The following is a 20,406-nucleotide window of genomic DNA, read 5'->3' as shown; positions in this document are numbered from 1 at the left end:
AATAATGATATTTGATAAGATTATAGGCTGGTTTTCAAATGATATGGGTATAGATCTTGGAACTGCAAATACTCTAGTTCTTGTAAAAGGACAGGGAATTATTATAAATGAGCCATCTGTAGTGGCAGTAAAAAAAGATAGATTTGGTAGAGAAAAAATCTTAGCTGTTGGAAGAGAAGCTAAAGAGATGGTTGGTAAAACTCCAGGTGATATTAGAGCAGTTAGGCCTATGAAAGATGGAGTAATAGCAGATTTTGATATGACTGAAAAGATGATAAGATATTTCATAGAAAAGGCCCATAGCAGAAAAGCATTTCTAAGACCAAGAGTAATAATCTGTGTACCATATGGTTTAACTCAGGTAGAAAGAAAAGCAGTAAGAGAATCAGCCTTAAGTGCTGGAGCAAGAGAAGTATTTTTAATTGAAGAGCCAATGGCTGCAGCTATTGGCGCAGGTCTTCCTATAAAAGAGCCTCATGGAAATCTTGTTGTTGATATTGGCGGGGGAACAACTGAAATTGGTGTTATCAGCCTTGGGGGTCTTGTAGTTTGTAAGTCTGTAAGAACCGCTGGAGATAAAATTGATAGAGCAATAGCAGATTTTATAAAGAAAAAATATAATCTTTTAATTGGAGATAGAGTTGCAGAAGAGGTTAAAATAAATATAGGAACAGCCCTTCCATTAAAAGAGCCGCTTAAAATGATAGTTAATGGAAGGGATCAATTAACCGGAATGCTCTCTTCAATAGAAATTACAAGTGATGATATTTATGAGGCTATGAGAGCTCCATTGAAAGAGATAGCAGATGCTCTTAAAGAGATACTTGAAAAGATGCCTCCAGAACTTGCTGGAGATATTGTTGAAAATGGAATTGTATTAACTGGTGGAGGTGCATTGATTAGAAATTTAGATAGATACCTTTCAGATATTGTAAAATTGCCTGTATTTGTTAGTGAGGATCCATTATTGGCGGTTGCAAAAGGTACAGGTAAAGCTTTAGAAGAGATAGAAATCCTTCAGCAACTCTCTAATGAATAAAAAATTTATTTTATATTTAACTATTTTACTTCTTTTTATTGGAGGAATTAAATTTAATTTCCTCCAAAAAGAGTTACAAGATTTTACAAATTTTATAAAAATAAAATATCATCAAATAAATGATTATTTAGAAAATATTATATTACTTCATTTAAATCAAGAAGAGACTATAGAAAATCTTCTTTTGCAAAATCGAGAATTGGAAAAATATAAACTGCAGTTTAATGCAATAAAAGATGAACTTCAATCAATAAAAAAAGAGTGTAACTCTTCAATAAAAAATAGTTTTGATATAAAGCTTGTTAGGGCTATTTCATATTCTAAACTTGGTGATTTTTCTTCTGTTTGGATAGATTTTAAGGATTTTAATAAAACAAAAATTTATGGTCTTGTAAAAGATGATTTCGCAGCTGGTATAGTTGTTGAAAAAAATTCAAAACCTCTTGCACTTTTAAATAGTAATAAAAAATGTGCATATGCTGTAGAAATTGGAGATGTTAGAGCCCCAGGTGTTGCTATTGGACATAAAAATGGAATTATGAAAGTAAAATTTATACCAATGCATAAGCAGATTAAAGTTGGGGATGAGGTTGTTACAAGTGGAATGGATAATATATTTTTTTATGGTATAAAAGTTGGAAAAGTAATAAAAATTAAAGAAAGAGGAAGTTATAAAGTAGCAGAAATTAAACCTTATGCAGATATTTCACATCCAAAATATTTTTGGGTCATTATAAATAATTAAAAGTCATTAGACATTAGTCATTAATATGAATTAGTGATAGGTTAGTATAGTGAATGAGAGCTAAGAGTTAATAATTAAATAATTAGTATATAGTAATAATTTAAAAACTTAATACTTATATTAATTCCCAATTCCAAATTACTAATTACCAATGACCAATGTCCAATAACTAATGTCACTTTTATCAACTTTTTTGTAAAATATCTAAATTTAACTTCACAAGGGTTGTAAATGCCAAAAAGAGAAGATATTAATACAATACTTTTAATAGGTTCGGGTCCAATTGTAATAGGACAAGCTTGCGAATTTGACTACTCTGGTACCCAAGCTACAAAAACTCTAAAAGAGCTTGGATATAGAGTTGTTTTAATTAATTCAAATCCTGCAACTATTATGACTGATCCAGAATTTGCAGATAGAACATATATTGAGCCTATAACTGAAGAGATTGTTTATCAAATAATTAAAAAAGAAAATGTTGATGCAATACTTCCTACTATGGGAGGACAAACCGCATTAAATGTTGCTATGAGTATGTATGAAAAAGGAATGCTTGAAAGTGTTAAGTTTTTGGGAGCAGATCCAGAAGCTATTAAAAAAGGTGAAGATAGACAAGCATTTAAAGAAGCAATGCTAAAAATTGGTATGGACCTTCCAAAAAGTAGATATGCATACTCTTTAGAAGAAGCTGTTGAAGCAGCAAAAGAGATAGGGTTTCCTTTAATTATTAGAGCTTCATATACACTTGCTGGTGGAGGAAGCGGAGTTGCATATAATATTGATGAATTTAAAACTTTAGCTGCAAAAGGTTTAGAAGCTAGTCCAATAAATGAGATATTAATCGAAGAGAGCCTCCTTGGATGGAAAGAGTATGAGATGGAGGTTATTAGAGATAAAGAGGATAACTGTATTATAGTTTGTTCTATTGAAAATCTTGATCCTATGGGTGTTCATACTGGAGATTCTATAACTGTTGCACCAGCTCTAACTCTAACAGACAAAGAGTATCAAAGAATGAGAGATGCCTCATTTGCAATTTTAAGAGAGATAGGTGTTGATACTGGGGGAAGTAATGTTCAGTTTGCTGTTCATCCTGAGACTGGTAGAATGACAGTAATTGAGATGAATCCAAGAGTAAGTAGAAGTTCAGCTTTAGCATCTAAAGCAACTGGTTATCCAATAGCTAAAGTAGCTACTCTTTTAGCAGTTGGTTATACGCTTGATGAGATAAAAAATGATATCACAGGAACTCCAGCAAGTTTTGAGCCGGTGATTGATTATATAGTTACAAAAATTCCAAGATTTACTTTTGAAAAATTTCCTCAAGCTGATTCAACACTGACAACATCAATGAAAAGTGTTGGCGAAGTAATGGCAATTGGTAGAACTTTTAAAGAGTCTATTCAAAAAGGCCTTTGTTCACTTGAAACTGGTCTTAGCGGTTTTGAAAAAGTTGAAGCTGATATTGAGACTATAAAAAAAGAGATAAGAAGACCAAATGAAAAAAGACTTCTTTACATTGCAGAAGCTTTTAGAAATGGTTTAACTGTAGAAGATATTTATGAACTTTGTAAAATTGATAGATGGTTTTTATATCAAATTGAAGAGATTGTAGATTTTGAAAAAAGAATTGATTTGGATATTTTGCAAAATGAAAAGCTTTTAAGAGTTGCAAAAACATATGGCTTTAGTGATAAAATGATTGCTAAGCTTATCAATGAAAAAGAGCATACAAATTTAACAGAAAATGATGTTTATAATGCAAGAAAAAATCTAAAAATAGAACATGAATATAATGAAGTTGACACTTGTGCAGCAGAATTTAAAGCATTAACACCATATCTTTACTCAACTACAAATATATCAAAAGAAGTTAGAGAGTTAGAGAGTGAGAAAGTTAGCGAGTTAGAGAGTGAAAAAAAAGTTTTAATTATTGGAGGTGGGCCAAATAGAATAGGTCAGGGGATTGAGTTTGATTACTGCTGTGTTCATGCTGCTTTTGCTCTTGAAGATATGGGAATAAAAACAATTATGTACAACTGTAACCCAGAAACTGTTTCAACTGATTATGATACAAGTGATATTTTATATTTTGAGCCTATCGATTTTGAAAGAGTAAGAAGTGTTATTGAACTTGAAAATCCAGATGGTGTTATTGTTCATTTTGGGGGACAAACTCCATTAAAGCTTGCAAAACCTTTAACTACAATAGGCGCAAAGATTGTAGGAACAAGCGCAAAAGTTATTGATTTGGCAGAAGATAGAGAGAAATTTAGCGATTTTGTAACAAAAAACAATCTATTGCAACCTGAAAATGGAACTGCAACAACAAAAGAAGATGCTCTAAAAATTGCCGAAAATATTGGATATCCGGTTCTTGTTAGACCAAGCTATGTACTTGGTGGTAGAGCTATGAGGATAGTTTACAATGAAAATGAGCTTAAAGAGTATATGGATGAAGCTGTAAGTGTAAGCAATGAATCTCCTGTTTTGATAGATAAATTTTTAGACCATGCTATTGAAATTGATGTTGATGCTATAAGTGATGGAAAGGATGTATATATAGGCGGAGTAATGCAGCATATAGAAGAGGCTGGTATTCACTCTGGCGATAGCGCTTGCTCTTTGCCAACAGTATCTATTAAAGATGAAATTTTAAAAACTATAGAAAAGCAAACAAAGACAATTGCCCTTGGACTTGGAGTAAAAGGACTTTTAAATATTCAATATGCAATTTATAAAGATAAAGTTTATCTAATTGAAGTAAATCCAAGAGCAAGTAGAACTGTTCCTTTTGTTTCTAAAGCTACAGGTCTTCCTTTAGCAAAAGTAGCTACTAGAGTTATGATAAAAGGCGATTTAAAAGAGGCTTTAAAATTTTATGACAAATATAACATTGTAATTGAGCAAAATGGAATATTAAAGCCAAAGCTTAAATCTCATATATCTGTAAAAGAAGCGGTATTTCCATTTAATAAGCTTATAGGTGCTGATTTGATTTTGGGACCAGAGATGAAAAGTACCGGCGAGGTTATGGGAATAAGTGATAATTTTGGTATAAGCTTTGCAAAAGCGCAATTTGCTGCAGGTAACCGTTTGACACTTAATGGAAATCTATTTCTTTCATTAACCGATTATGATAAGCCATTTGCTGTAGATATTGCAAAAATGTATATCGATCTTGGATTTAAAATAGTTGCTACTTCAGGAACCCATCAAGTTTTAAAAGAAAATGGTGTTGAATCTTCAAGAGTTTTAAAAATTAGTGAAGGTAGACCAAATATAGAAGATATGATTAAAAATGGCGAAATTGCCTTAGCTATAAATACTAGTGATAATAAAGCAAGTAAAGATGATGCTAAAAAGATAAGAGAGGCTGTACTTAGATTTAATATACCATATTTTACAACATTAGCAGCTGCAAGAGTTGCCGCTGAGGCTATCAAAAAATTAAAAGAGGAAAAATTAAAACCTAAATCTTTGCAAGATTATTTGAAGGAGTAGAGGTTGAAGGGAGAAGGAAGAAGGGAGAAGGAAGAAGGGAGAAGGAAGAAGGAAAGAATCCTTCAGCCTTCAGCCTTCAACCTTCAACCTGACAAAATCTATCTTGCACAAACTGATACAACTGTGGGATTTTTATCTCAAAATGCAAAAAAACTCTCTAATATTAAAAAAAGAGATCCAAATAAGCCTTTTTTAATCTCTGTAGATAGTTTTAAAACTTTAAAAAATTTCTCAAGAGTCCCAAAAAAATTTAAAAAAGAGATTAGAAGGGCAAAAAAAACGACATTTATTTATCCAAACGCTAAAGCAATAAGAGTTATAAAAGATAAGCATCATCTTGATTTTTTAAAAAAATTTGAGTGGATGTATTCAACTTCTGCAAATGAGTCAGGTAAAAAATTTGATAAAAATTTTGCTATAAAGGTGTGTGATATTATAGTAGAAGATATTAGGGGCTTTTTTGAAGGAAAACCATCAAGATTGATAAAAGTTGGTAAAAAAAGAAAAATAAAAATTAGATAGTTATAAATTTTTAACATATATTGCTAAATATACATATCTTAAAATTAAAAAAGTAATTATTGAAATTAATCCAATATCTTTTAATAAAATTAGTATGGTCGAAAAATATAATGAAGCTAAAAAAAGTCTTGTATAAAAATTGAAAAAAATAGATTTTTTTCTTATTGAGAAAAATTTTAATTCATATTTGATATTAAAAAAATAAAAAACAGTAAAAATTACTCCAAGAATAAAAGCAAAAAATATTTTCATTTTTTATAATAAAAAAATCTCCAAACAGAATATATTCCAACCCCTAATCCTAAAATAAGAAGTGTAATAGTCCAAGAAATATCACCGGGAGAGTTATATTTTTCATCTATATATTTTCCTAAATATCCACCTAATACAGATGGTAAAACAATCATCCATCCAATTGTTCCAATTGCAGCAAGAGTCCCCCAAAATACCCCTTTTTTTCTCCATTTTTCTAAAAAAGAGGCTTTTTTTTCAATCTCTTTTTCAAATTTTTCTTTACTCAAGCTCTTTCTCCATTTTTATCACTTTTTTTATAAACTCTTTTTCCAATTTTTGAATATTATGTCTAAATACCTTTTCTTGTTCTTCAATTTTTTTAAATTTTTTATCTATTATATCTTTTAACATCTCTAATTTATCACTTATAATAAACTCTCTTGTTGTAATAAAAAGTTTATTATCATTAAATCTCAAAATTCCTTTATTTAAAGCAATATATTGTTCTTTTCCATCTTTTTTTATTATGCCAATAGATCTTGTTAAAATTGTTAAAAATTCAATATGGTGAGCTAAAATTCCAAAAGTACCACTCTCATCTTCTCCTCTAAAAAACTCTATGTCTTTTATAATTAACTTTTTTGTTGGAGATATAATAATCAAATCAAATAGTGATTTCATCAATACTTCCAATCATATAAAAAGATTGTTCATCTACATCATCCATTTCACCACTTAATATTTTTTTGCATCCAAGAATAGTATCTTTTAAAGATACATTTTTACCTTTTCTTCCTGTAAACTCTTGGGTTACAAAAAAAGGCTGAGTTAAGAACTTTTCAAGTTTTCTTGCTCTCATAACTATTTTTCTATCTTGAGGACTTAACTGCTCAATACCAAGCATTGCTATGATATCTTGAAGCTCTTTATATTTGCTAAGTGTCTCTTTTACAGCTTTTGCAATCTCATAATGTTCACTTCCAACAATGTATGGATCTAAAAGTTTTGAGTGTGACAATAGAGGGTCCATTGCTGGATAAAATCCTTGAGCTGCTCTTTGGCGTGATAATATTATAGAAGTATCAAGATGTGTAAATACAGATGTAACCCCGGGGTCTGTCATATCATCTGCTGGGACATACACAGCTTGAACTGATGTAATTGAGCCATTCTTTGTTGAAGTTATTCTTTCTTCAATTGATGCAATTTCATTTGATAATGTTGGTTGATATCCAACACGAGAAGGAATTCTTCCAAGCAGAGTTGAAACCTCTTGCCCAGCTTGTATAAATCTATAAATATTATCAATCAATAAAAGGACATTTTTTTTCTCTTTATCTCTAAAATGCTCACAAATTGTTAAAGCTGTTAATGGAGTTAAATATCTAACTCCTGGAGCTTCATTCATCTGGCCAAATACCATAACTGTTTTATCCATTACTTTTGCTTTTATCATTTCATTATATAGCTCGTGACCCTCTCTAACTCTCTCTCCAACTCCTGCAAAAATAGATATACCTTGATATAAAGCTATTGTTTTATAAATAAATTCCATTAAAAGTACAGTTTTGCCAACTCCTGCTCCACCAAAAAGCCCAACTTTACCTCCCATGATAAAAGGGGCTAAAAGATCAATTATTTTTATTCCAGTTTCATAAACTTTTATTTTTTCAGACTGTTTTGAAATAGATGGTGAATTTTTATGAATCTCTTCATATTGATCAAAATCAGCCTCTTTTTCATCTATAGGCTCACCAAATACATTTAATACTCTGCCTAATACTTTTTCGCCTACAGGTGTTTTTAAAGATGAGTATAATCTTTTTACTTTTTGGCCAGGTTTTACATCTTGTAAAAAGCCTAAGGCCAATGCTCTAACTGTATGTTCATCGAGCTGCTTTTGAGTTTCAAGATAGATAGTTTTTTCTTCCAATTCAATTTTTAATGCTTCAAATATTTTTGGTATTTCATCTTCAAAATATATATCACAAACATTTCCAGTTAAAGAAATTACTTTTCCTTCCATAAGTCTCTTTCAAAAAAATTTAATTTCTATTTATATATCATATCATATAGGAGTTTAGATAAAACCTAAGGAAAGAAATGATTGAAAAAACAATAGTTATCCCGCAAGTTGCTTTTAAAATTGAGATATTAAACTATGCAGTACCTGTTACTGATGCAGTTGTTACAAGTTGGGGATTAATATTATTTATATGGTTAATCTCTTATATTATTACTAGAAATTTATCTATAACAAAACCTTCAAAAGTTCAAATTTTTGCTGAAGCAATTGTAATAGCTACATATGATACAATCAAATCAGTATTTAAAAAAGATCCATGGGGACTTGTTCCTTTTATTGGAAGTATTTGGATATATGTAGGGTTTTTAAATTTAGTTGATATAATCCCATATCTTCACAATCCTACAAGAGATTTAAGTGTTACTGCTGCTTTGGCAACGATAGTATTTTTTTCTATACACTATTATGGTATAAAATATAGCGGCTTGAAAAATTATTTAAAAAAATATATTGAACCAATATTTATTTTATTGCCATTAAATATTTTTGGAGATTTTGCAAGAATTTTTGCAATGGCTATTAGACTTTTTGGAAATATGCTAAGCTGGGAGCTTATTGTTGCAATATTAGCTCTTCTTGCTGGATTATTAGTTCCAGTGCCAATGATTATATTAAGTTTAGTTGGAGATGTTATACAAGCTTATCTTTTTGGAATGCTTGCTTTTATATTTATTGTTGGTGGAATTACAGCCCAAACAAAAAAAGGAGTATAAATGGATGGAATAACCATAATTGTAGCAGTTTCAATTATAACTGCAGGTTTAACTATTGCAATAGGAGGATATGCTCCTTCGCGAGGGGAAGGAGAAGCTTTAACTAAAGCAATAGAGACTATCGGAAGACAGCCAGAATCAACAAATGATGTTACAAAGCTATTATTTGTTGGTATGGCAATGGTTGAATCTGTTGCAATATATTCACTTGTTATTGCATTGATTATAATTTTTGCAAATCCTTTGATTAAATATGTGGTGCATTAAAAATGTTTAATTGGTGGACTTTTGCATTTTCAATAATAAACTTTTTAGTTGTTATTTATATTTTATATAAAGTTTTATTTAAACCTATAAAAAGAGTTATACAAGAGAGAGAAGAGATAATAAACAAAAGATTTAAGATTGCTACAGAAAAGGAAAAAGAGGCTCTTGATTTAAAAAATGAATATGAAAAAGAGCTAAAAAACATAAAAATATTAAAACAAAAGATAGTAAATGAAGCAAATGCTGAGGCTTTAAAAGTTAGAGAAAAAATTATAGAAGATGCTAAAAGAGAGGCTAAAGAGATTTTAGAAAAAGAAAAAGCCATAATAGAAGAGGAAAAACAAAAAATCTATAAATATATCTTAGATAAAAGTAAGGAGTTTTCCAAAGAGTTTGCAAAAGAGTTTTTTGTTCATATCATAGATAAAGATATAAATGAATTATTGATAGAAAAATTTATCAAAAATTTCGAAAAAGATTTCAAAGAGAAACTTGAAAAAATTGAGCCTCAAGAGAGTTGTAAAATATCAATAACGCTATTTGATATTATTGATGAAAGAATTATGAAAGATATTGATTATTTGATTTCAAAATATTTTAAATGCCAAAATGTTCAAAAAGAGATAAAAATTGATAAAAATCTCATAGGTGGTATAAAATTAAGAGTAAATGCATATCTTTTTGATGGCTCTATAAAAGCTCAAATCGATGAAATAGAAAATCTAATTGAACATCAAAAATAGAAGAAAAAATATGGATTCTACAAAATATATTGATAATTTTTTTGAAGATGTTATAAATGATTTAAAAAAGAGTAAATTTAAACCAATTTACAAAGAAGAGGGAATTGTTAGCGACATTGGTGATGGTATTATTGATATTGAAAATCTATCTGATGTTGGATTTTATGAGCTTCTTTATCTTCCAAAAGGTGTATATGCCCTAACGTTAAAAATAGAAAAGAAAAGAGTACAAGCTGTTGTTCTTGGAGACTATAAAAATATTGAAGTAGGTGACGAGGTTTTAAAAACATCAAAAGCAGTTTCAGTTCCTGTAGGGTATGAGCTTTTAGGAAGAGTTATAGATCCTTTGGGAGAGCCTTTAGATGAAAAAGGAAAAATACAAACAGATAAATTTTATCCAATTGAAGCAGAAGCTGTTCCTATGGTAAGAAGAGATTTTGTAAAAAATCCTTTATATACTGGTATAAAAATTATAGATTCTATGATTCCTATTGGTAGAGGGCAAAGAGAGCTTATAATTGGAGATAGTTCTCTTGGCAAAACTTCTATAGCTATAGATACAATTATAAATCAAAAAGACCAAGATATATTTTGTATATATGTAAGTATAGGTCAAAAAAAGTCTCAAATAGCAAAAGTTATAGGTGAGCTTAAAAGAAACAACGCATTAGATTATACTATTGTTGTTGCTGCATCTGCAGATGATGCACCTGGATTAAAATTTATTGCTCCATATGCTGGTTGTGCAATAGCGGAATATTTTAGAGACCAAGGAAAAGATGCTTTAATTATTTATGATGATTTAACAAAACATGCAGATGCTTATAGAATGTTATCGCTATTATTAGAAATACCTCCAGGAAGGGAGGCATATCCTGGTGATATATTTTATATCCATTCAAAACTTCTTGAAAGAGCAGGAAGAAGAAGCGATAGATATGGAGGAGGCTCAATTACAGCTCTTCCTATTATTGAAACCCAATCTGGAAGAATATCTGCATATATTCCTACAAATCTTATATCAATAACTGATGGTCAGATATATTTAGATAGAGAGCTTTTTAATATGGGTTTTTTACCTGCAATTGATATTGGAAAATCAGTATCAAGAATTGGGGGAAAAACTCAAGTTGATGCAATGAAAAAAGTTGCTGCAAAATTAAAACTTGATTATTCTCAATTTTTAGAAGTGGAAGTATTTACAAAATTTGGAGCAAAACTTGAAGAGAAAACCCAAAAACTTTTAATAAGAGGTGAAGCTTTAAGAGAGATTTTAAAACAGCAAAGATTTGAACATTTTGATATGCCTCATCAAGTAGTAATATTTATGCTTCATAATGAGGGGTATTTGGAAAAAATCTCTTTAAAAAAAGTTAGAAATTATGTTGATGAGGTATTGAAAAACATAGATATTAATTATCCAGAAATTTTTATAAATATAAAAGAGAAAAAAGATATTGATGAATCAATTATAAGTAAAATAAAAGAGATTGCAGAAAAAATTTTAGAAAATTACAAAGGCAACTTTAATAATGATTGAATCTCAAAAACTTAAAAAAAAGATTCATACATTAAAGGATTTAAAAGATATTGTCTCTTCTATGAAGGCTTATGCTAATTTTACAATTTTAAAATCAAAAAGAGAACTTCCAAATATAAGAGAATATCAAAACTCTGTTGAAGACTCAATTGCTTATATGATAGAGTATTTTCCATATCTTAAAAGCTCAAAACTGTATCAAGGAAAAACTCTTTATATTCTTTTTGGAGCTCAAGAGGGATTATGCGGGGCATTTAATGAAAAAATTTTAGAATATTTTGAAAATATAGATAAAAAAGATTACTATTTAATATCAGTTGGTAGAAAAATAAATGATGAAATAGGCGAAAAAAAATTAAATGTAATATATCTAATGGATGGTGCTTCAAATATTGATACAATAGAAGAGAAAGTATCAAATTTAGTTGAATATCTTGTAGATTTTTTTGAAAAAAACAGTATAAAAGAGCTCATATTAATCTACTCTAAACTTTTAGATAATTCTGATATAGTAATTAAAAATGAAAAGATTCTTCCTCCAGATTTTGAAAAATTTCAAAAATATATAAAAATAAAAGAGCCACTTTTATATTTGGAAAAAGAGAATATTTTAGATAGTTTAATTGAAGAGTATCTTTTAATATCTTTATATAGAGCATTTATAGAATCAATAAGCAGTGAAAACCAATCAAGACTTAATACTATGATAAATGCTGAAAATCATATTGAAAAAAAGACAAAAGATATAAATGAAAAGCTAAATATTCTAAGACAAGAAGAGATAACAAATGAACTTCTTGAGATTATAAACGGTTATAAATCTATTAAGAGAAAAAAATAGATATCTATTTTTTCTCCTCTTGTTCTTTCATTTTTTTGTATTGCTCTTCTATTCTTTTTACCATATTTCTATCTGGCACTTTTCTACCAGCAATATAACCTATAATTTCACCATTTTCATCAAATTTTGGCTTTATCCAAACAATTACCCAATAATATCTTCCATCTTTTCTAATATTTTTAACATAGCCTTCCCAATATTCGCCTCTTTTGATTGTGTCCCACATCTGTTTAAATGCTGCTTTTGGCATATCAGGATGTCTATTTATATTGTGAGGTGAGCCTATGAGCTCTTCTTTTGTAAATCCAGTCATCTCTCTAAATTTTCTATTTGCATAAGTAATAATTCCAGCAGGATCAGTTTCAGTAATCATAACTCCACCATCAAATGGAACTTCAATATCAACTGGATCAGCTCTTTCTATCTCTTTTCCTGTTTTGATATTTTTAATCTTTTTCATTAAATCTCCTAAAAATATTTCAAGGTATAATATTATAATAAAAAATATGAATATATAAAATAAAAATATGTAAATATTAAGAGAGGATTTATGTTAAAAAAATTAATAAAAGAAAAAATATTAATAATTGATGGTGCTATGGGCACTCAACTACAAGCCAAAGCAAAGGAGATACCAGAGTCTGCTTGGCAGGGAAAAGAGGGGTGTAATGAACTTTTAAATAAAACAGCTCCTAATATCATAAAATCCATCCATGAGGCATATGCTAAAGTCGGTGCTGATATAATCAAAACTAATACTTTTGGTTCAATGCCCTGGGTATTGGATGAGTATGGCTTGGCAGATGAGGCATATGAAATTACAAAAAAAGGATGTGAGCTTGTAAAAGAGGTTTGTGAGGCTTATAGTACTTCTGAGAAGCCACGATTTGTTGCATGTTCATTAGGTCCTGGAACAAAGCTCCCAAGTCTTGGACATATTGATTATGATGAAATGTATGAAGGCTACTCTAAGGCTGCAAAAGGAGCAAAAGATGGTGGAGCAGATCTATTTTTACTTGAGACTTGTCAAGATCCACTTCAGATAAAAGCAGCTATCCATGCTTGCCAAGACAGTGTTCCTGATATTCCTATAATGGTTAGTGTTACTATTGAGCAAAATGGAACTATGCTAATTGGAACTGATGCTACAACTATTGCTACTATATTAGAGCCATTTGACATTATTTCACTTGGGTTTAATTGCGGTACAGGTCCTGATATGATTGAAAAGCATGTAAGGGTGCTTAGTGAAGTTTGGGATAGACCAATAAGTATCCATGCAAATGCAGGGCTTCCTCAAAACAGAGGTGGTTATACCTTCTATCCAATGGGCCCAAAAGAGTTTACAGAGCTTGAAGCCAAATTTACCTCAATTGATGGTGTAGCCTTGCTTGGCGGATGTTGTGGAACAACTCCTCAACATATTAAAGCTTTGGTAGATGCAGTTGAAGGCAAAAAACCGCTTCCTCCAAAGGGAAAACAGCCAAGATCTATTGCAAGTCTTTTTGAATCTCGCACACTTATGCAAGATCCGCCTCCATTTTTAATGGGTGAGCGAAGTAACGCAACAGGAAGCAAAGCTTTTAGAGAACTTTTATTAAAGAGTGATTACGAAGGGACATTGAGTGTAGCTCAGCAGCAAGTTAGAAGCGGAGCACATGGTATAGATGTGAGTGTTGGATTTGCAGGGCGTGATGAAACAACAGATATGAAAGAGGTTATAAAACTTTACAACGAAAAGATTCCAATCCCTCTTATGCCAGACTCTACCCAGGTTCCTGCCATTGAAGTAGCATTAAAACATATTGGCGGACGTCCAATTATAAATTCAGCCAATCTTGAAGATGGGATAGAAAAATTTGACAAAATTTGTGCATTGGCTAAACGTTATGGAGCAGCTTTGGTTCTTTTGACTATTGATGAAGAGGGAATGGCCAAAACAAAAGAGAAAAAGCTTGCAGTTGCAGAGCGTATGTATGAAAGGGCAGTAAATAAACATGGTTTAAATCCTGGTGATCTAGTTTTTGATCTTTTGACCTTTACAGTTGGAAGTGGGGATGAAGAGTATCAGACAGCAGCCATTGAAACTATTGAAGCGATTAGAGAATTAAGAATACGTCATCCAGAAGTTGGAGCAGTTTTAGGGGTTTCTAATATTAGCTTTGGTCTTGAAAAACATGCTAGAGAGTATCTCAATAGCGTCTTTTTACACCACTGCGTTCAAGCTGGTCTTACGATGGCAATTGTGAATGTAAAAAATCTCATTCCTTATCATAAAATAAGCGATGAAGATAGAAAAGTTTGTGAAGATCTACTCTTTAATAGAAGAGAAAATGGCGATCCTCTTTTTGCGTTTATAGAACACTTTAGTAAAGCAGAGAAAAAAGAGGCATCTAGCGATGATGAACTAAGTAAACTTCCATTGGAAGAGCAGATTCATAAGCTCTTAATTGATGGTGATAAAGAGCGGATAATGCCACTTCTTGAAAAAGCCAAAGATGTAATTGATCCAGAAAAGATCATTAATGAGATTTTAATCGGGGCTATGAAAGAGGTAGGAGATCTTTTTGGTAGCGGACAGATGCAGTTGCCTTTCGTACTTCAAAGTGCAGAGGTCATGAAAGCAGCAGTTGATTATCTCAATCAGTTCTTGCCTAAGAAAGAAAAGCAGTCTCAAACTACTCTTGTTTTAGGCACTGTCAAAGGTGATGTGCATGATGTTGGTAAAAACTTGGTAGATATTTTACTAACAAACAATGGCTTTAAAGTAATAAATCTTGGTATCAAAGTGGAACTTGAAGAGTTTATCAAAGCCTACAAAGAGCATAATGCTCAAGCAATTGGAATGAGTGGTCTTTTGGTTAAATCAACCCAAGTAATGCTTGAAAATCTAAAAGAGATGAAGCAAAAAGGTATAGATGTTCCAGTACTTTTAGGTGGTGCAGCACTTACTAAAAAGTTTGTTGATGAGTTTTGTAGGAAAGAGTATGATGGACCTATATTTTATTGCCGTGACGCTTTTGATGGTATTGTTGCAATGAGTAGAATAGAAGAGGGTAATTTTGATACAAAACTTGGAAGTGATAAAGATGAAGAGGAGATTGTTGAGGTAAAACCTAAAGAAGAAGTAAGAATTGATCCAGCAAACATTATCTTGCCAAAACCAGCTCCTGTGCCAATACCGCCATTTTGGGGAAGAAGGACTCTTGATATTGATCCAGATATAGCATATGAATGGATAAATAAAAGGCTTCTTTTTAAACAGCGTTGGGGTTATAAATCAAAAGGTATAAGCAAAGAGGAGTATCAAAAGCAATTGGATGAAAAGGTGATTCCATCTTTTAATAGACTAAGAAATGAGCTCAAAAATATATTCAAACCAACAATCCTTTATGGATATTGGCCAGCTAGGCGTGTGGATAATGAGCTCTATGTTTTTGGAACAGAGTTTGGCTGGCAAAAAGATGAGGATGCAAATCGTGAGCCAATAGAGAATATAGTTGGTGATGCGATAGAAATTTTTACTTTTCCAAGACAATCAAAACCACCTCATAGATGCATAGCTGATTATTTTCATAGTGAACGTATGGATGTTAGTGCTTTTACCTGTGTAAGTGCAGGAAGCAGATTTAGCGAATATGAAGGAGAGCTTTTTAAATCAGGAAAATATCATGAATATCATCTTGTTCATGGATTAAGTGTTGAACTTGCAGAGGCTTTAGCTGAGATTGCACACAAACAGATACGCATAGAGCTTGGAATTTTACGCAATGAAAAGCCAGATTTGCATGATGTTAAGATGGTAGGGTATCAGGGGGCCAGATATTCACCAGGTTATCCAGCATGTCCAGATTTAGAACTAAACAGACATATTTTTAATCTTTTAAAACCTGAAGAGTTTGGAATTATATTAAGTGAAACTTTTCAGATTCATCCAGAACAATCTACCTGTGCTATAGTTGTTCACCATCCAGAGGCGAAATATTTTAATATTTAATTTTTTTGCCTCTTTTTATAAACTCTTATAATATTTAATATCATCAAAACTGCAAAAAATAGCGATATAGAGAAATAGAGTATCGCACCTTTTATATTGCTTTCAATTAAAGCTTGAATTGCTAAGAGTAAAAATATTATTGTTATAATTAAACACATAAAGATATTTTATCAAAATTTGGAGATTTTATGGGATTTGTTCATATTTATACTGGAGACGGGAAAGGAAAAACTACTGCTGCTATTGGGTTAGCCCTTAGAGCTGTTGGGGCAAAAAAAAGAGTTTTTATTTTTCAATTTATGAAAGCATGGATTTCACATGAGATAGAGATATTAAAAAGTCTTGGTGTTATAGTAGATAGAGAATGGGATGGAAATTTTATAAAAACTCATCCTTCAAAAAAACAGTTTCAGATGGTAAAAAATCAGTATGAAAGAGTCTTTAATGCATTTGAGAAAAGTTTTGATCTAATAATTTTAGATGAAATATTAGTTGCTTTTTTGTATGGTCTTTTGAGCGAAGAGGAGATTATAAAAGTTATTGATGAAAAACCAAAAAATGTTGAGCTTATATTAACTGGCAGAGGTGCAACTGAAAAAATGATAAAAAAGGCTGATCTTGTAACATATATGAAAAAAATAAAGCACTATTTTGATAAAGGGGTAAATGCAAGAGAGGGGATTGAATATTAATAGTAAATAAAAATTTTTGGTAGAATTTTGTTTTTTTAAAATTCCCAAATAAAAAAGGAGACAAAATGATTGCAAAGGGATTTAAAGGGAAATATTTTTCTCTTGCTGCTATTGTAGCAACTGTTTCGATGGCAAATCTTCAAGCTACTGCATCTACAGTTATGCAAAAAGAGCATGAACTTGCAAAAGAAAAATCAAAAGAAAAAACAGCTAAAGATGAAAGCTCCACAATAGAGCTGGATAATATTGTTGTTGAAGCAGAAGGTATAAAAAGTTATGAGTTAAGAGCAGGTTCTAATTATGAAGTTTATACTTCAAAAGATATTGAAAACTCAAAATCTATTGATCTTATAGATTTTTTAAACAGATATACTTCTGTTAATATCTCTTCAACTTATGGAAATATATTCACACCTAAAATTGATATCCACGGATTTGGTTTAAGTAGCGGATTTGAAAATGTTGTTATTTTGATAGATGGAAAAAGAATAAATAATATCGATCTATTACCTCCTCTTTTATCTTCTATTCCTTTAGAGAGTGTTGAAAAAATAGAGATTTTAAAAGGTTCTGGTTCTGTAATTTATGGTGATGGATCAACTGCTGGTGTTATTAATATAAAAACTAAACCATCTGAGGGATTTAACTATAAAATATTTAAAGGAAACTATAAAACTTTAGGCACAACTTTTAGTGGCGGTATTAGCGGTGAGGGTGCTTTTGGATATTTTTATATAGACTCTTATAGATCAAAAGGTTTTAGAGAAATTACTGCAGATATACCCGAATCAAGAGAGAAAAAAATCTCATCTTTATTTGATATAACTTTTTTCCCTAATGATGATATTGATTTTACTATTCAAGCTACAAATTCAAAAATTAAAAACTATTATGCCAATTCATTAACAAAAGATCAGTTTGAAGATGATCCAAAACAAGAAGGTAATCCTAACTGGGCGGGATATACATACAATTATCAAATAATAAAAGATAGAACTGTTAGTTTTGATCTAAATTATAAAATCAATAGTAATTTTAAAATAAATTTATCACATTCAAAAACAGATAGATTTTCAGAATATGTGCTTTCAAACTATATTTCAAGGTATGATTATAAGCAGTATGATTTAAAATTGAATTATGAAAATGGTGGATTTGATTGGATATTTGGAGTTTCAAAATTTGATGGAGATAGAGAAAATATATCAAACACAACATCAAAAAATAGTTATGATTATTATATGAATCTTTCAAATATATTTGAAAAACATAAATTATCTTTAGGATATAGAAGAGGTAAGGTAGAATATAAATATGATCCAAATAATGGCAATGATTTAAGCGATTCTAATAGTAATCATTCAATTACATTAGGATATAACTATCAAATATCAAATAATAGCTCTTTTTATGCAAATTTTACAAGAGCATATCAGTTTCCAGATATCGATAGATTTTTTAGTTATGATTTTTTTACAAACAGCTTTGTTTTTAATAATTTTATAGATACAATGATTACAAAAACCTATACAATTGGTTTTAATAAAATTACAAAGGATCAAAAACTCAAAATTTCTGCTTTTTATATAGATGTAAAAAATGAGATCTATTATAATCCTGCAACTTATACAAATACAAATCTTGATAAAACAGAGAAAAAAGGAATCGATTTAGAATATAGGAAAAAAATAAATGGATATTTAACTGGCAATCTTTTTTATACATATCTAATTGCAAAAACAAAAGAGGATGATATAAAAGATTATGAAGATAAAAATTTGCCAGGTGTTGCAAAACATAATATCACTTTATCACTGAATTTTAAATACAATAGATTTTATACAAATATCTCTCATATATATAGATCAAGTATGTATGCACTGGATGATTTTAAAAATAGTTTTAAACAGAAACAAAAACCATACAATTCTACAGATATATCTTTAGGATATGAATTAAAGAAAAATTTTGAAATTTTTGCGAAAATGGATAATATTTTTAATTATAAAAATGGAGTTTGGATAAAAGATGATGTTATATATCCAGAAAATTGCGTAAGAAGATATTATATTGGTATTAAAGGCAATTTTTGAAATTAATACCTAGAAATTATTTAAAATATAAATTTTTCAATTCACTATTTACAGGATTATCAGTTGGCTCAATTTTTGTAATATATGAGCCTTTAAATCCCTCTCTTTTCTCTTTGGGAGGGATTATTTTAGCAATTGGTATGATAATCATTGCTAAATTTTATGAGGTTTTATTAAATATAAAAAAATATTTTTTAATAGGTTTATTTGTAGAATTTATTATGCTTTTGCTTGTTATTATCTTTTTAATATCTCCATATAATTATATGAGTGCTCTCTTTGTTTATGCTGGATATCAACTTACTTTCATGTTTGGAGCTTACCTTGTTAGAGCAGAAACATTGATAGTGCATAAAAAAAGACTACTAACTTTAGTTGATATAAGTAAACAAGTTGGATATTTATTTGGTATGGCTTTTTCTTTTCTATTTTATAAAATATTAGAAAATTTATACAATTTAGATAAAAAAGAGCAAGTATATGATTTGCACTTTTTGCTTTTTTTTATAGAAATTATCATAATATATTTTTTTATAAAGTCATTTAAAGGAAGAAAATGATTAAAAAGTGTCTTTTCCCTGCAGCCGGATATGGTACAAGATTTTTGCCTGCAACTAAAGCAATTCCTAAAGAGATGCTTCCAGTTGTAAATAAACCTTTAATTCAATATGGTGTTGAAGAGGCGATTGAAGCGGGAATTTATACCATGGCTGTTATAACTGGTCGTGGCAAAAGAGCAATAGAGGATCATTTTGATATAAGTTATGAACTAGAACATCAAATAAAAGGGACATCAAAAGAGTACCTATTAACTGATATCAGAGAACTTGTTAATAAATGTACTTTTACATATACAAGACAAAAAGAGATGAAAGGTCTTGGACATGCGGTATTGACAGGAGAGCCTTTAATAGGAAATGAGCCATTTGCTGTAGTTTTAGCTGATGATTTGTGTGAGGGTGAAAATCATGGAGTATTAAAACAGATGATAGAATTGTATAAAAAATATAGATGTTCTATTGTAGCAGTTATGGAAGTAGAAAAAGAAAATATTCATAAATATGGAGTTGTTGAGGCAAAAGAGCTTGAAAAAGATGTTTTTGTTGTTTCAAATATGGTTGAAAAGCCTAGGGCCGAAGAAGCTCCAAGTAATTTAGCTGTAATTGGAAGATATATATTAACTCCTGATATTTTTGAGATATTAAAAAATACTAAACCTGGAAAAAATGGTGAAATTCAACTAACTGATGCTTTAATGACACAAGCTAAAACCAATATGGTAATTGCATATAAATTTAAAGGGAAAAGATTTGATTGTGGAAGTGTTGAAGGATTTGTTGAAGCAACTAACTACTTTTACAACAAATTTTTAGGTAAATAGTGTTAAAAT

Annotated in this window: 18 protein-coding genes; 14 read left to right on the top strand and 4 right to left on the bottom strand. The window is 30.1% G+C overall.

What is annotated here, in order from left to right; translation table 11 throughout:
- Positions 1-4: 4 nt before the first annotated feature.
- The 4 genes from QML81_RS00530 to QML81_RS00515 all read left to right on the top strand — a co-directional run bounded on the left by QML81_RS00530 (position 5) and on the right by QML81_RS00515 (position 5,810).
- Complete coding sequence (locus QML81_RS00530) at positions 5-1,039, top strand: rod shape-determining protein (RefSeq protein WP_281951241.1); 1,035 nt, start codon at positions 5-7, stop codon at positions 1,037-1,039.
- Positions 1,032-1,784, top strand: coding sequence for a rod shape-determining protein MreC (gene mreC / locus QML81_RS00525; RefSeq protein WP_281951240.1), 753 nt, complete (start codon positions 1,032-1,034; stop codon positions 1,782-1,784). Before QML81_RS00530 ends, mreC begins: the two co-directional genes overlap by 8 nt.
- Positions 1,785-2,015: 231 nt before the next feature.
- The gene (carB, locus tag QML81_RS00520) at positions 2,016-5,288 is read left to right on the top strand and encodes a carbamoyl-phosphate synthase large subunit (RefSeq protein ID WP_281951239.1); all 3,273 of its coding nucleotides are present in this window, start codon (positions 2,016-2,018) and stop codon (positions 5,286-5,288) included.
- A gap of 96 nt (positions 5,289-5,384) precedes the next feature.
- Positions 5,385-5,810, top strand: coding sequence for a Sua5/YciO/YrdC/YwlC family protein (locus QML81_RS00515; protein WP_345741178.1), 426 nt, complete (start codon positions 5,385-5,387; stop codon positions 5,808-5,810).
- Positions 5,811-6,058: 248 nt separating this feature from the next.
- Here QML81_RS00515 and QML81_RS00510 read toward each other — a convergent pair whose 3' ends face one another.
- The 3 genes from QML81_RS00510 to atpD are packed head-to-tail and all read right to left on the bottom strand — an operon-like array spanning position 6,059 to position 8,070.
- Positions 6,059-6,331 carry an AtpZ/AtpI family protein gene (locus tag QML81_RS00510; RefSeq protein ID WP_281951237.1) on the bottom strand — a complete coding sequence of 91 codons (273 nt, stop codon included), beginning with the start codon at positions 6,329-6,331 and terminating at the stop codon, positions 6,059-6,061.
- Positions 6,324-6,725 (bottom strand): F0F1 ATP synthase subunit delta/epsilon, encoded by a 402-nt coding sequence (locus tag QML81_RS00505; RefSeq protein WP_281951236.1) that lies wholly within the window; start codon positions 6,723-6,725, stop codon positions 6,324-6,326. Before QML81_RS00505 ends, QML81_RS00510 begins: the two co-directional genes overlap by 8 nt.
- Positions 6,709-8,070: a F0F1 ATP synthase subunit beta gene (gene atpD / locus QML81_RS00500; protein WP_281951235.1), complete on the bottom strand. Its 1,362-nt coding sequence runs from the start codon at positions 8,068-8,070 to the stop codon at positions 6,709-6,711. Before atpD ends, QML81_RS00505 begins: the two co-directional genes overlap by 17 nt.
- 77 nt (positions 8,071-8,147) lie before the next feature.
- Here atpD and QML81_RS00495 point away from each other — a divergent pair, with 77 nt between their 5' ends.
- Genes QML81_RS00495 through QML81_RS00475 form a run of 5 tightly spaced genes read left to right on the top strand, consistent with a single transcriptional unit; the run spans position 8,148 to position 12,234 of the window.
- A complete protein-coding gene (locus tag QML81_RS00495; RefSeq protein WP_281951234.1) occupies positions 8,148-8,843 on the top strand; it encodes a F0F1 ATP synthase subunit A in 696 nt (231 codons plus the stop codon).
- Positions 8,844-9,110: an ATP synthase F0 subunit C gene (gene atpE, locus QML81_RS00490; protein ID WP_281951233.1), complete on the top strand. Its 267-nt coding sequence runs from the start codon at positions 8,844-8,846 to the stop codon at positions 9,108-9,110. It abuts the gene before it with no gap.
- Between the two features lie 2 nt (positions 9,111-9,112).
- Positions 9,113-9,853 (top strand): F0F1 ATP synthase subunit delta, encoded by a 741-nt coding sequence (locus tag QML81_RS00485; RefSeq protein ID WP_281951232.1) that lies wholly within the window; start codon positions 9,113-9,115, stop codon positions 9,851-9,853.
- Positions 9,837-11,393, top strand: coding sequence for a F0F1 ATP synthase subunit alpha (locus QML81_RS00480; RefSeq protein ID WP_425596321.1), 1,557 nt, complete (start codon positions 9,837-9,839; stop codon positions 11,391-11,393). Before QML81_RS00485 ends, QML81_RS00480 begins: the two co-directional genes overlap by 17 nt.
- A complete protein-coding gene (locus QML81_RS00475) occupies positions 11,386-12,234 on the top strand; it encodes a F0F1 ATP synthase subunit gamma (RefSeq protein WP_281951230.1) in 849 nt (282 codons plus the stop codon). The genes QML81_RS00480 and QML81_RS00475 overlap by 8 nt, the downstream gene beginning before the upstream one ends.
- Before the next feature lie 4 nt (positions 12,235-12,238).
- On the opposite strand, the gene QML81_RS00470 is transcribed toward QML81_RS00475, so the two are convergent.
- Complete coding sequence (locus QML81_RS00470) at positions 12,239-12,694, bottom strand: PAS domain-containing protein (RefSeq protein ID WP_281951229.1); 456 nt, start codon at positions 12,692-12,694, stop codon at positions 12,239-12,241.
- Positions 12,695-12,784: 90 nt separating this feature from the next.
- Here QML81_RS00470 and metH point away from each other — a divergent pair, with 90 nt between their 5' ends.
- The 5 genes from metH to galU all read left to right on the top strand — a co-directional run bounded on the left by metH (position 12,785) and on the right by galU (position 20,397).
- Positions 12,785-16,231: a methionine synthase gene (gene metH, locus QML81_RS00465; protein WP_281951228.1), complete on the top strand. Its 3,447-nt coding sequence runs from the start codon at positions 12,785-12,787 to the stop codon at positions 16,229-16,231.
- A gap of 188 nt (positions 16,232-16,419) precedes the next feature.
- Positions 16,420-16,923, top strand: coding sequence for a cob(I)yrinic acid a,c-diamide adenosyltransferase (locus QML81_RS00460; RefSeq protein ID WP_281951227.1), 504 nt, complete (start codon positions 16,420-16,422; stop codon positions 16,921-16,923).
- Between the two features lie 65 nt (positions 16,924-16,988).
- The gene (locus QML81_RS00455) at positions 16,989-19,016 is read left to right on the top strand and encodes a TonB-dependent receptor plug domain-containing protein (RefSeq protein ID WP_281951226.1); all 2,028 of its coding nucleotides are present in this window, start codon (positions 16,989-16,991) and stop codon (positions 19,014-19,016) included.
- Positions 19,013-19,576, top strand: coding sequence for a hypothetical protein (locus tag QML81_RS00450; protein ID WP_281951225.1), 564 nt, complete (start codon positions 19,013-19,015; stop codon positions 19,574-19,576). The genes QML81_RS00455 and QML81_RS00450 overlap by 4 nt, the downstream gene beginning before the upstream one ends.
- The gene (gene galU / locus QML81_RS00445) at positions 19,573-20,397 is read left to right on the top strand and encodes a UTP--glucose-1-phosphate uridylyltransferase GalU (RefSeq protein WP_281951224.1); all 825 of its coding nucleotides are present in this window, start codon (positions 19,573-19,575) and stop codon (positions 20,395-20,397) included. Before QML81_RS00450 ends, galU begins: the two co-directional genes overlap by 4 nt.
- The last annotated feature ends 9 nt before the right edge of the window (positions 20,398-20,406 follow it).

Source organism: Nitrosophilus kaiyonis (genome assembly GCF_027943725.1).
Classification (GTDB): domain Bacteria; phylum Campylobacterota; class Campylobacteria; order Campylobacterales; family Nitratiruptoraceae; genus Nitrosophilus_A; species Nitrosophilus_A kaiyonis.
Note: the sequence above shows the minus strand (reverse complement) of the source record. Positions and strands in the feature narration are given on the sequence as shown.